The organism is Enterococcus sp. DIV2402 (assembly GCF_017426705.2).
In the GTDB taxonomy this organism is placed as follows: domain Bacteria; phylum Bacillota; class Bacilli; order Lactobacillales; family Enterococcaceae; genus Enterococcus_F; species Enterococcus_F lowellii.
This window is the reverse complement of the sequence record NZ_CP147251.1, coordinates 3,197,044-3,210,384: the sequence shown is the minus strand read 5'-3', so window position 1 is coordinate 3,210,384 and position 13,341 is coordinate 3,197,044. Positions and strand designations below refer to the sequence as shown.

The following is a 13,341-nucleotide window of genomic DNA, read 5'->3' as shown; positions in this document are numbered from 1 at the left end:
CTGTATAATAGCAACTACTGAAAAAGTAGCGACCTTCAAATCGTGGATGTTTCAGAATCTATATTGAAATGATGGTGAAATTCATGACAGACAATAGCAAAATCCGTGTTGTCGTTGGAATGAGTGGCGGGGTGGACTCGTCAGTAACAGCACTTTTGTTGAAAGAACAAAGGTATGATGTAATAGGTATCTTTATGAAAAATTGGGACGATACCGACGAAAATGGTGTATGTACAGCAACAGAAGATTATAAAGATGTTGCGAAAGTCGCAGCACAAATTGGGATTCCTTATTATTCTGTGAACTTTGAGAAAGAATATTGGGACCGTGTTTTTGAATACTTCTTAGCGGAATATCGTGCAGGGCGCACACCAAATCCCGATGTTATGTGTAACAAAGAAATCAAATTCAAAGCCTTTTTAGACTACGCAATGGATTTAGGTGCAGATTATGTAGCGACTGGACATTATGCACAAGTAGAACGCGATGAAAATGGCGTTTCTCATATGCTTCGTGGTGTCGATAATAATAAAGATCAAACGTATTTTTTAAGTCAACTCTCACAAGAACAACTAGCAAAAACGATGTTTCCACTAGGTCATATGGAAAAAGCAGAAGTTCGTGCAATTGCTGAACGAGCTGGGTTAGCCACGGCTAAGAAAAAAGATTCAACAGGTGTTTGTTTTATTGGAGAAAAGAACTTTAAACAATTTCTAAGTAATTATTTACCTGCTCAAAAAGGGAATATGGTAACATTAGATGGCGAAATTAAAGGACAACATGATGGGTTGATGTACTATACAATCGGTCAACGCCAAGGGTTAGGTATTGGTGGTGGTGGTAAGTCTTCAGAACCTTGGTTTGTTGTTGGTAAAGAATTAGAAACCAATACTTTGTATGTTGGACAAGGATTCCATCATGACGCATTGTATGCAGATCGTTTGGAAGCCAGTGAAATTCACTTTACAACCAATGAAGAAAAACCAAAAGAATTTCGTTGTACAGCGAAATTCCGTTACCGTCAACAAGATACAGGTGTTACGGTTCGTTTGTTAGAAGACGATCGTGCAGAAGTTATCTTTGATGAACCTGTTCGTGCAATTACTCCAGGACAAGCAGTCGTGTTCTATGATGGCATGGAATGCTTAGGTGGCGGTTTAATTGATCACGCTTATAAAGCTGAAAAAGTATTGCAATACGTATAAACAAAAAGTATTTGAGACAACCATCTCAAATACTTTTTTTCTATTTAAAATAAAATCATTGACAATAGTTAGGTACCGAACTATACTAAAGGTGTATAAAACGTTAGGTACCTAAATAATTTGAAGGAGTGAAGAATATGAGTCACTTTACAATGCAATTGCTCAAACAAATTGAAGCAGTTAGCGGTGTTGCACGTACATTATTTTTGCAAAAAAATCAACGGTTTGATGGACAACAGCAAGTAATCAACCTTTTAGGAAAAGAAGATGGTATGACCCAAGGAAACTTAGCGGAACTTTTGGATATACGTCCCAGTTCATTAGCGGAATTAATTAAAAAATTAGAGAAAGCTGAAGCAGTTACGCGGGTAGAAGACGAACATGACAAACGAATTAAACGTGTTTATCTGACAGAAGTGGGCCGTCAACGCATTATTCAGACATCAGACGTACGAGAAGATTTAAGTGCACAATTTTTTGCTGGATTAACAGAAGAAGAACAACAACAGTTTAGTCACTATTTAGATAAAATTGTGGATGGTTGGCCAGAAGAATTTGAGGCTTATCAAACTAGAGCAAATGATCCAATGGAAAGACTAGCTGAATTTCAGCATTTACGAGAAAAAATGATGGGAATCGATTGGCAATCATTGTCTCATCAAGAACAACATCGGATGCATCGTGAATTTAAGCGTCAGTTGCGCCAAGCTGGAATGGATAATCGGATGTGGAAGGGACAATTTGAGCAAATGATGCGCAACCAACGAGGAATGCATCGTGAGTTCAGTGGTCGCCCATTTGAACGTCCTTATCCACCAAAACAAGAACGACCTTCAGAAAGCGATTGGACAGATTTCTAATAGTAAGGAGAGTATAATGGAAAGAGAAAATACCACAACAACTTACAAATTAAAAGATTTTATGCGTTTGATTAATAGTGTGAATCCTAAAAAATTTGTGTTTGCTTTTGGGTTATTTTTAAGCATTTTAACGAGTGGTGCAAGTTTACTTGTACCACAGTTAACGAAAGGATTAATTGACACAAGTCAGTTAGCCCAAATCGATAGTAAATTATTGGTTGTTTTAATCTTAGCTTTTGTTTCCCAATTAGTCTTTGGGGCAATTGGCGGGTATTTATTGCGATATGTTGGAGAAACAGTAGTTAAATCTTTACGGGAAAAACTATGGCGTCAATTACTCTATTTACCAGTAGATTATTATGATCAAAATAAATCAGGTGAAACAGCTTCACGGCTAGTCAATGATACTGGAGTCGTCAAAGATTTAGTGGCATCACAGTTTCCTAATTTTATTACGGGTGCCATTCAATTAGTTGGTTCCTTGATTATTTTGTTTATCATGGATTGGAAAATGGCATCGATTATGTTTTTAATCATCCCAATTGTTGCGTTAATTTTGTTGCCAATTGGACGAATTATGATGAAACTAGGACGCCAATTACAAGCAGCAACTGCTAAGTTTAGTGGTGAAGTAACTGAAAAAGTTGGAGAAATACGTTTAATTAAAGCTAGCAATGGTGAACAAGTCGAAGAAAAACGGGGTAACTCGTTGATTCAAGATATTTTTAAAATTAGCATTAAAGATGCTCGTGTCGAAGCAATTTTACAACCGATTATGATGACAGCTATGTTAGGAATGTTTGTCGGCATTTTAGGTTATGGAGCTATTCGTGTTCAAGCCGGCACCTTAACAAGTGGATCATTGGTTGCTTTCTTATTATATCTATTTAATATTATTGCGCCAATTGCCACTTTTGCTACTTTCTTTTCACAAGTTCAAAAGGCGATGGGAGCAACTGAACGAATCGATAGTATTTTTCAAACGACAATTGAAAAAACAGATGAAGGAAAAGCCTTTGATGTCGAAGGACAAACCATTATTGCAGAAAATATAACCTTTGCGTATGAAGAAAATCGTCTAGTTTTAGAAAATGTTTCATTTAGAGCCGATCCCAATACGGTCATTGCTTTTGCCGGACCAAGTGGTGGGGGCAAATCAACGGTATTTTCTATCTTAGAACGTTTTTATCAACCTATATCTGGAAAAATTTCTATTGGAACTCAAAATTTAGAGGAGATTAAAATAGCTGATTGGCGTAGTCAAATTGGCTATGTCTCACAAGACAGTGCAGTGTTTGCAGGATCGATTCGAGAAAACTTAGTTTATGGTTTAGAAAAAGAATTAACAGATGACGAGCTATGGCACGGCTTAGAACTAGCTTATGCAGATCACTTCGTACGAGATTTTCCTGAAGCGTTAGAAACGGAAATTGGCGAACGTGGCGTGAAATTATCGGGAGGCCAAAAACAACGAATTGCAATTGCACGCGCATTTTTACGTGATCCTAAAATTTTAATGTTGGATGAAGCAACAGCCAGTCTCGATTCACAATCTGAAGAAAAAGTGCAACGAGCATTGGATAAATTAATGAATGGACGGACTACTTTAGTAATTGCGCATCGTTTATCAACAATTGTAGGTGCCAATCAAATTTATTTCATTGAAAATGGTCGAGTGACAGGGCAAGGTACGCATCAAGAATTATTGCAAAATCATGCGTTATATCGTGAATACGTACAAGAACAAGTTTTGAACTAATACAAACACCACAGAGATTTGTACCGACCTCCAGAAGTTAGTTTTTGGCGCTAACTTCTGGAGGATCTACACTTTCTGTGGCGTTTGTATTTATATACAAGCATGGTTCATACAAACAAGTGGGAAAATCACAATTAATATAGGTGTATTAGGCGGTATGATTAGTCAATAACTGGTACTTTTTTATCAGAAAATACAGAAAATAGTGACAGTTTTAACGGAAGCTTAGAAAATAATTTTACCATGGGGATTCTCTTGCTAAATAGATTGATAAAGCAGACTTTTAAACAAATTACCTAAGGATTATCTAAAAAATATCGTGGATTTACCTAGGTTATGATTACTGTGTTTTTTTATTATTTTTTATGGATATAATAATCAGTATAAAAGGCTATTTATCAATAAATTTTATTCATGTGAAATAAATAATAGTGATTATTGTACATGTATTTTTACAAGGAGCTAGAATAATCCCAAGTTCATAGTCTTTTAAACTATGATATACTAGTTGTCATGAATAGAATGATTCAAAATGATAGATTTCGAACCTTACAAGCATTGGCTTTCACAAGCGTGGTGCTTGAAACTTCTAGTTAAACTGACTAATATTACGGTAATAAATGAAGGTAAGGGGCGGAGTCCATGTATCAAGTAATAACCATGTATGGTGATAATGAACCCTGGTGGTTTTTTGAAGAGTGGCAAGCAGATATCCAAGAAGAAATGACTTTTTCAGCATTAGAAGAAGCACAATTATTTTATCGCAAAAAGTGGCAAGCAGTTTACGCAGAATATAGCTATATTCACGCCAAACCAAATTACTTGAGTGCTTTTTGGAATGATGGTGACGAACGCTGGTGCGAAGAATGTGATGAAGACTTGCAACAATATAAAGGATTAGCTCTTCTAAAAGATTATCAACCATTAACAATTGAAAGTGAAAGGGAATTTTATGAAGCAACTAATTCTAGCGGAAAAGCCAAGCGTTGCCAAAGATCTAAGTAAGGTTTTAGGAGCGAATCAAAAGCATAAGAACTACTATGAAGGTCCTAAAGTGATTGTCACTTGGGCTTTAGGTCATTTGTTAGGCCTAAAAATGCCTGAGGATATCAATAAAGAATGGCAAAGTTGGCAAATGGAAACTTTACCAATGATTCCAAAAAATATAGGAATTAAGCCTTTACCAAAAACAGGTCATCAATTAAAGGCAATTAAACAATTAGCACAACGAAAAGATGTTTCAGAAGCAGTCATCGCAACAGATGCTGGACGTGAAGGAGAACTTGTCGCACGTTGGATTTTGGAATGGGTGAGGTTTGATAAACCTGTTAAGCGTCTTTGGATTTCTTCGCAAACAGACAAGGCCATTAAAACAGGTTTCGCACAATTGAAACCTGCACAACAATACGACACCTTATATCAATCAGCCATTGCGCGCGCAAAAGCTGACTGGTTAGTTGGTTTAAATGTTACCCGTGCACTAACAGTAAAATATCAAGACAATTTAAGTGCTGGACGAGTACAGACGCCAACGCTTGCTTTAGTGCGTCAACAAGAACAACAAATTGAAAAATTTCGACCGCAAACATATTATGTCATTGAATTGGCTGTAGGTGAGGAACAAGCTCGTTTGGTACAAAAAAATCCTTATGCTTTGAGAGAGCACGAACAAGCCCAACAACTGGTAAATAAAATGAGCCAAAAAAATGGTCGTGTGATGCAAGTTGTGGAAAAAACCAAAACAGAGTCGGCGCCCTTACCTTACGATTTGACTGAAATTCAGCGTGAGGCAAACCAGCGTTACGGTTTTTCAGCTAAAAAGACACTATCTTTAGTACAAAGCTTGTATGAAACGCATAAAATTGTGACCTATCCACGAACAGATAGTAAATATTTAACAACAGACATGAAAGCGACAATGAAAGAACGCCTTCAAGCTGTTTCAGACTTTGCGCCAGAAGTTAAAACGTATTTAAAAAGTGGTGCAGTCGTCCAGCAAAAAGCGGTATTCAATGATGCGAAAGTATCGGATCACCATGCGTTATTACCGACAGAACAAAAACCAAACTATGCAAAATTAACCAGCGATGAACAACGAATTTATAATATGATTGTTACTCGTTTCTTAATGTTATTTGCATTACCGCACAAAAAAATCCAACAAAAAGCCACCGTGGCATTTGATACGGAACAATTTATTTTTACCCAAAATAAGATTGTTGAAGCTGGTTGGAAAACAACTGAAGAAAATAAAACCTCCACGATTAACTGGCAAGAAGGTATGAGCGTTGCACCAAATTTTGCTATAAAAAAAGAATTAACCTCGCCACCAAAACCTTTAAATGAAGGAACCTTGCTTGGAAAAATGGAGAAATTTAGTTTGGGAACGCCGGCAACGCGTGCAGAAATCATTGAAAAATTAATTAAATCAGAATTAATGGAACGGACACCAAGTGGTCTGCAAGTTTCTCCTAAAGGTAAACAATTGTTAGAGCTCGTTAATCCATCACTTGTTACACCAGAATTAACAGAGAAATGGGAAAAACAGCTAGAAGCAATTGCAAAAGGACAATTTTCAAGTGGTGCTTTCTTACAACAAATAGAAAACGATACGAAACAATTAGTCAAAGAAGTTAAGCATAGCGAACAAAAATACCAAGATTTCTCTCTAACACAAAAGAAATGTCCTGAATGCGGGGAATTGTTACGAGAAAAAAATACGCGTGATGGTAAAATTTATGTATGTTCAAGTAATGACTGTAATTATCGTCGTCGTAAAGATCCAAAATTATCAAACCATCGTTGTCCACAATGTCATAAAAAAATGGAGATTATTGAAGGAAAAAATGGAGCCTACTTCCGCTGCAAATTTGATGGCACGACTGAAAAAATTCCAACAAAAAAAGAACAAAAGAAAAAAATGACGAAGCATGAAGAACGACGTTTGATGAAAAAATATTCTCAAGAAGAACCACAAGAAAGTCCATTAGCTGCTGCACTGAAAGCTGCCATGGAGAAAAAATAAAGTTAAAGCGTCCCATTGTTCACGCAATGTGACGCTTTTTTTAAAAGATAGAATCCGTTTTTTTGAAATTAGGAAGTCATGAGAAATCAAAGATAGTAACTAGACTTTTTCCGGTTCGTAAGTGAAAATAAAGAGAGTTTAACTAAGGAGGGAAATTATGGAAAAAACAATGCCAAAAAACTTTTTATGGGGAAGTGCTTCTGCTGCTTATCAAATTGAAGGCGCTTATAATGAAGATGGAAAAGGCTTATCAAATTGGGATGAGTTCGTTAAAATTCCTGGAAAAACATATAAAGAAACAACTGGTGAATTAGCTGTTGACCATTATCATCGCTTCAAAGAAGATGTCGCTTTAATGGCTGAAATGGGCTTAAAAACCTATCGCTTCTCAATTGCATGGTCACGCATTTTTCCTAATGGTAAAGGTGAAGTCAATCAAGCTAGTTTGCGATTTTATGAAGAGTTAATTGATGAATGTTTGAAAAATAATGTAGAGCCAATGGTTACACTATACCACTGGGATTTGCCACAAGCATTAGAAAATGAATATGGTGGTTGGGAAAGCCCACAAGTGATTGATGATTTTGTTAATTATGCAACGTATCTTTTCCATGCATTTAAAGGTAAAGTTAATTATTGGATTACCGTGAATGAACAGAATATCTTTACGAATTTTGGCTGGATGAATGGCATGCACCCACCAGGTAAACATAACGAGGAAAAATTATATTACCAAGTGAATCATCATGTCTTTTTAGCACATGCCAAAACGGTAATCGCCTTCAAAGAAATTATTCCTGATGGTAAAATTGGTGCAAGTTTCGCGTATAGCCCAAGTTATGCGGTGGATTGTCAACCAGTCAATGCAATGGCGAAAGTAGATTACGATAATCTAAAAAATTATTGGTGGATGGATGTCTATGCCTATGGACGTTACCCACGCAATGGTTATGCTTATTTAGATAAAAAAGGAGTCGCACCAACAGTTAGCCAAGAAGATACCTCAGTGTTGAAAAAAGCGGCGAGTTTGATTGATTTTATGGGTGTCAATTACTATCAAACATCCGTGGTCGAATACAATCCAATTGATGGTGTGACACAATCAGGCGAAATGAACACCACTGGGAAAAAAGGTTCTGGTCAAATAACCGGTGAACCGGGAGTATATAAAAATCCACCAAATCCTCACTTGGAAACAACTGATTGGGATTGGACGATTGATCCTTCAGGGTTGCGTTATGCTTGTAAAGAAATTACTAGCCGTTATGACTTACCAATTGTTATTTCTGAGAATGGCTTAGGAGCCTTTGATGAGAAAACAAGCGAAAATGAAATTCACGATGACTACCGAATTGCTTATTTAAATGCACATGTGTATGAATTAATGCAAGCAGTTGAAGAAGGCTGCGAAGTGTGGGCTTATTGCACGTGGTCATTTACCGATTTATTAAGCTGGTTAAACGGTTATCAAAAACGTTATGGCTTTGTGTATGTTGATAGAGATGAAGAAGGCGGTTCGTTAGATCGTTATAAAAAAGACAGTTATTACTGGTATCAAGAAGTGATTCGTACCAATGGAGCAACAATTACAAAATAACAAAACGCTAGGCCTTGAGCAATCAAAGACCTAGCGTTTTTATATGACAGTTTACGTTGTTAAAATGATTCGTTTCTTCAATAATGCGAGAGGATAGTTAGACAAATGTGTTTACGAAGATTAATATCGCCAGCTACCTTCGTCAATAACTCTTGCACCAAATGGCATTAATGCTAGTTTCGCCAACTTGAATGATTGTTTACCAAAAGGAATACCGATAATTGTTACGTATAAAATTAACCCACTAACAATATGTGTTAGAGCTAATGGCAAACCACTTACAATTAACCAAATGATATTTACAATCAGTGAGACACTGCTGCTACTGTAAACGACATCTTTGCCAAATGGCCAAAAGCTTAGACCAGCTAGTTTAAAACATTGTATCCCAATTGGAATCCCAATAATAGTGATACACCATAATAAGCCTGCTAAGACCCAACCTAGTCCGCCTACGAATCCACCAAAGATGAACCAAATAATATTTCCTAAAAGTTTCATGTTCTCACCTACTTTATTTTCTTATATTGTATCATGATGAAAAATTTAGAACAGGGACTAAAGACTGAAAATGAAAAAGCACTGGCTTTCACCAATGCTTTTTCTGGGGGATACAAATAAGGAAAACACTATATAAGTTATCTATGATTATTATGGGGGCAAATCCATAATAATCACAAGAAACTACTATTTGATAACATCTTCGCTATCTTTATCGAAGAAGTGCGCTTTGTTTAAGTTGAAGGCTAAATCAATTGTTTCGCCTGGGCGGTGGAAGTCGCGCGCATCGACTTTAGAGATAAACTCTGTGTCACCAATTCTTGTATATAACATTGTTTCAGCACCAAGTAATTCTGATACGACAACTTCAGAACGAACTGTTGATTCTGGAGAAGCATCAATCGCTACTTGTTCACTGTTAATGTCTTCTGGACGAATACCAAAGACTAATTGTTTACCTTCATAACCTTTGTCTACTAATACTTTGTTACGTCCTTCTGGAATACGTAATTTTAATCCATGACCATCTGAAATCACACCATTATTTAGTGTTACATTGAAGAAGTTCATCGCTGGTGAACCGATAAATCCAGCAACAAAGATATTTTTCGGTGTATTATACACTTCTTTTGGTGAACCGATTTGTTGAATGAAACCATCTTTCATAATAACAATACGGTCAGCCATAGTCATCGCTTCTGTTTGGTCATGAGTAACGTAGATTGTTGTTGTTTCTAAACGTTGGTGTAATTTTGCAATTTCAGCACGCATCGCTACACGTAATTTGGCATCCAAGTTAGATAAAGGTTCATCCATCAAGAATACTTTTGCATCACGAACGATTGCACGACCTAGGGCAACACGTTGGCGTTGTCCACCTGATAAAGCTGCCGGTTTACGGTCTAAATATTCTGTTAAACCTAAAATTTCAGCAGCATTTTCAACACGTGATTTAATGTCTGCTTTATCATATTTACGTAATTTCAAACCAAATGCCATGTTATCATAAACTGTCATATGTGGATATAGGGCATAGTTTTGGAAAACCATCGCGATGTCGCGGTCTTTTGGAGCAACATCATTCATTACTTTACCGCCGATTGATAATTCACCTTCTGAAATATCTTCTAAACCAGCAATCATACGTAAAGTTGTTGATTTACCGCAACCAGAAGGTCCAACGAAAACGATGAACTCGCGATCTTTAATATCTAAGTTAAAGTCTGTAACAGAATATTTATCTGCATTGTCATATTTTTTATATACGTGTGTTAGGGCCATTTCTACCATGAATGAATTCCTTCTTTCGCTTTAATTTATATACTTACTATAATGAAAACGGTTTACTTTAACAATGTAAACGTGCACAAAAAAACTTTTGATTTTTTGTGCACATTGTAAAAGGAGTTAATTTTTAGCAAAAGTCGTGAGTAAAAGATAGCATAAGAAGAGGGAATCCATTTCTTTGAGGTTAGTTAATGTTTGTTTTTGGAATTTATCAATTTTATATTGCAGGGTATTGCGATGCATAAATAAATCTTTCGCTGCCGAACTAACATTTCCTTGATTTTTCCATAATGCTAAGATGACATCATGGACATCATCTTCAAACCAAAGTTTGGCTAATTGGCGCATCATCATACTTTCTTTAATCAAATGAGTGGCAAAATAATGAATCGCTGTATTTTTAAGATCACAACATTTCGTTGGTAAATTTTGTTTAGTCATTGAAAGAAAAAGTTGCTGTTCTTCTTGTAGTAACGTTGTAAAATCACTGGTCACAGGGTAAAAAGCCCCTACAAATACGCGCGTATAGGTATTAAAATCACCGTCTAAAGCTAAAAAGATACCTTCTAATTCTTCTGTAGGTAAAGCATCTTCGCTATAAATTTCCACTAAAAAACTTTTGGTTCCGTTGATAAAGAAGTGATCCACTAGATGAGGAAAAATCCGTTTGATTTCTTCATCCCAAGAATAGGTATCGACTTGTTCAGGATTGGTAAATTCAACTTGAATCACTCGGAAATCGCCCGTTGTTAAGGGGGCACTTTCACTTTGAAAAAGAGTCGCATACCAAGGATGATGAGTTGGTAGCGTCGTATCAATGGTATCGGCTAACATTTTCAACACTTTTTTTTCAGTTATTGTCAAAGTTTGTTGTGGAATCCATAAAAATTGTCCTTCTAAATACAGCGATAAAAAATTTTCATCATCTGTAGGAAAGGTGTGCAATTGTGCCGTAGGGTAAATTTGTTGTAGCTCTAGTATTGTCACGAAAAAAACCACCTTGTCTATAAAAAAATCTTACACATCATTCGTGTGTCCTTAGTAGCATTGTATAGCAACTTTGATTATACGCCAATTATTCTTATGCTTTTATTTTTTTCACAAACGAAAGCATTGACAATGAGAAGTAGTTAAGCTAAACTTTATTAAAATTTAATAATAAAATTCATTGAAGAGAAAAGTAGATTTCGCAAATTTTCAGAGAGGTTCTGTCTGGTGAAAAGAACCAATTTAACAAATTGAAAAATGAGCTCTGAGAAAAGCTGTTGATAGGTAAGCAGTTTCGGGAACGTTCATCCGTTAACCATGAACACCAATCTCATGATGTGATGTTGGAGTAAGGGAAGTGTGAGCTTCTGAATAAAGGTGGTACCGCGATTAATTCGTCCTTTTACTGGTTCTGAAACTAGTAAAAGGACTTTTTTTATTTATAAAAGGAGGAGAAAGAAATGAAGAAATGGTTGAAATCAACAATTGCTTTAGGGGCAATTGCGATTGTTTTAGCAGGATGTAGTACAGGCAAACAAGCAACAGATGGGACAGATAGTTCAGGTGGATCCGCAGGTGGTGTCGAGCAAAAAATTGCGGTAAGTTTACCGGCTCAATTATCAACGTTGGATACCACACAAACTACCGATAAAGTCACCTTTACAGTCGTACAGCATCTTTTTGAAGGATTGTATCGTTTAGATGAAGAGAGTCAAACGGTTCCTGGATTAGCTGAATCTGTGGATATTAGCGAAGATGGCAAAGTGTATACTTTCCATTTACGTGAAGATATTAAGTGGAGTGATGGGACACCTATTACGGCAAATGATTTCTTATTCTCGTGGAAACGTTTGGTGAATCCAGAAACAATGGGACCAAACGCTTATTGGTTGGATAACGTGGTTAATAGTTTAGACATTCGTGAAGGAAAAGCTGATGTGGATACAATTGGATTAAAAGCGTTAGATGAAAAAACATTTGAAGTAACGTTAATTAATCCACAACCTTCTTTCTTATCAGTGGTTTCGATTGGTTGGTTAGCACCACAAAATGAAGACTACGTGACTGAAGAAGGATCAGACTATGCAACAACTAGTGAGAACTTGCTTTATTCTGGTCCATTTATTTTAGAAGATTGGACACCTGCTTCTGACACATGGACGTTAAAACCAAATCCAGAATATTACGATGCAGACAAAGTGAAATTAGAGACTGTTGAAGGTTCAACTATTAAAGAAGATAATACCGGAATTAACTTGTTCCAATCTGGTGAATTAGATTTCACAAAAATTACAGGACAATATGTACAACAATTTAAAGATGATGAAGCGCTAGTTTCACAACTAGAAGTAGCTAATCGTTTCTTAGACTTTAATAAAAAAGCAACTGAAGCATTGGGGAATGTGCATTTCCGTAAAGCAGTAGCATTAGCGATTGATAAAGAGAGTCTAGTTAATAATGTTTTAAGTGATGGTTCAACTGCCTTGAACGGGTTAATTCCAGCACAATTATATGCGAACTCTGAAACGGGTGAGGACTTCCGTGCGTATAGTGGCGATTATAACGTCTTCGATTTAGACGCAGCCAAAAAAGAATGGGAGCAAGCAACTGCTGAGCTAGGTGATTCAATTGAGTTAACCTTGCTGGTCGATGATTCTGATAACGGCAAAAAAGTTTCAGAGTATGTGCAAAACCAACTAGAAACCAACTTACCTGGTTTGAAAATTGAAATTACACCACAACCAGCCAATAATGTTAACCAAGCGCGTGCGGATAAAAAATATGAATTATCAATTTCTGGTTGGATCGCTGGAAGTAGCGATATGAATTCTTATTTCAACTTGTATCGCACAGGTTCTTCTTATAACTATGGGGAATATGACAATAGTGAATATACTGAGCTAGTTGAAAAAGCCATTACCGTAGATGCAAATGATGAAAATAAAACATTTGAAGACTACAAAGCGGCAGAAAAAATTCTTTTAGAAGATGATGCTGCACAAGTACCAATTTATCAAAGTGCGGCTAATTATTTAGTGAATCCAAAAGTAAAAGATATTGTATACCATTCATATGGAGACTATTTCTATTTACGTGAAGCTTATGTAGAAGAATAAAAA

At 36.3% G+C, this 13,341-nt stretch carries 10 protein-coding genes and 1 other annotated feature; of the genes, 7 read left to right on the top strand and 3 right to left on the bottom strand.

Features of this window, described 5'->3' with window-relative positions; translation table 11 throughout:
- Positions 1 to 83: 83 nt before the first annotated feature.
- The 6 genes from mnmA to DOK78_RS15595 all read left to right on the top strand — a co-directional run bounded on the left by mnmA (position 84) and on the right by DOK78_RS15595 (position 8,446).
- Positions 84 to 1,205 (top strand): tRNA 2-thiouridine(34) synthase MnmA, encoded by a 1,122-nt coding sequence (gene mnmA / locus DOK78_RS15620; protein WP_207871585.1) that lies wholly within the window; start codon positions 84 to 86, stop codon positions 1,203 to 1,205.
- Positions 1,206 to 1,342: 137 nt separating this feature from the next.
- A complete protein-coding gene (locus tag DOK78_RS15615; protein WP_207871584.1) occupies positions 1,343 to 2,065 on the top strand; it encodes a MarR family winged helix-turn-helix transcriptional regulator in 723 nt (240 codons plus the stop codon).
- 16 nt (positions 2,066 to 2,081) lie between these two features.
- Complete coding sequence (locus DOK78_RS15610) at positions 2,082 to 3,824, top strand: ABC transporter ATP-binding protein (protein WP_207871583.1); 1,743 nt, start codon at positions 2,082 to 2,084, stop codon at positions 3,822 to 3,824.
- Between the two features lie 642 nt (positions 3,825 to 4,466).
- Positions 4,467 to 4,829 (top strand): DUF1033 family protein, encoded by a 363-nt coding sequence (locus tag DOK78_RS15605; protein ID WP_207871582.1) that lies wholly within the window; start codon positions 4,467 to 4,469, stop codon positions 4,827 to 4,829.
- On the top strand, positions 4,777 to 6,849 hold the full coding sequence (locus DOK78_RS15600; protein ID WP_207871581.1) for a DNA topoisomerase III: 2,073 nt from the start codon (positions 4,777 to 4,779) through the stop codon (positions 6,847 to 6,849). Before DOK78_RS15605 ends, DOK78_RS15600 begins: the two co-directional genes overlap by 53 nt.
- Before the next feature lie 157 nt (positions 6,850 to 7,006).
- Positions 7,007 to 8,446 (top strand): glycoside hydrolase family 1 protein, encoded by a 1,440-nt coding sequence (locus DOK78_RS15595; RefSeq protein WP_207871580.1) that lies wholly within the window; start codon positions 7,007 to 7,009, stop codon positions 8,444 to 8,446.
- 120 nt (positions 8,447 to 8,566) lie between these two features.
- Here DOK78_RS15595 and DOK78_RS15590 read toward each other — a convergent pair whose 3' ends face one another.
- The 3 genes from DOK78_RS15590 to DOK78_RS15580 form a co-directional block, all read right to left on the bottom strand.
- Complete coding sequence (locus DOK78_RS15590; protein ID WP_207871579.1) at positions 8,567 to 8,947, bottom strand: YccF domain-containing protein; 381 nt, start codon at positions 8,945 to 8,947, stop codon at positions 8,567 to 8,569.
- A gap of 186 nt (positions 8,948 to 9,133) precedes the next feature.
- Positions 9,134 to 10,237 carry an ABC transporter ATP-binding protein gene (locus DOK78_RS15585; RefSeq protein ID WP_207871578.1) on the bottom strand — a complete coding sequence of 368 codons (1,104 nt, stop codon included), beginning with the start codon at positions 10,235 to 10,237 and terminating at the stop codon, positions 9,134 to 9,136.
- Between the two features lie 117 nt (positions 10,238 to 10,354).
- Positions 10,355 to 11,221, bottom strand: coding sequence for a helix-turn-helix domain-containing protein (locus tag DOK78_RS15580; RefSeq protein WP_207871577.1), 867 nt, complete (start codon positions 11,219 to 11,221; stop codon positions 10,355 to 10,357).
- Positions 11,222 to 11,393: 172 nt separating this feature from the next.
- Positions 11,394 to 11,627: a binding site (T-box leader), on the top strand.
- A 55-nt stretch (positions 11,628 to 11,682) separates the two neighbouring features.
- Between DOK78_RS15580 and DOK78_RS15575 the strand changes: the two genes are divergently transcribed.
- Positions 11,683 to 13,338, top strand: coding sequence for a peptide ABC transporter substrate-binding protein (locus tag DOK78_RS15575; protein ID WP_207871576.1), 1,656 nt, complete (start codon positions 11,683 to 11,685; stop codon positions 13,336 to 13,338).
- Positions 13,339 to 13,341 lie beyond the last annotated feature (3 nt).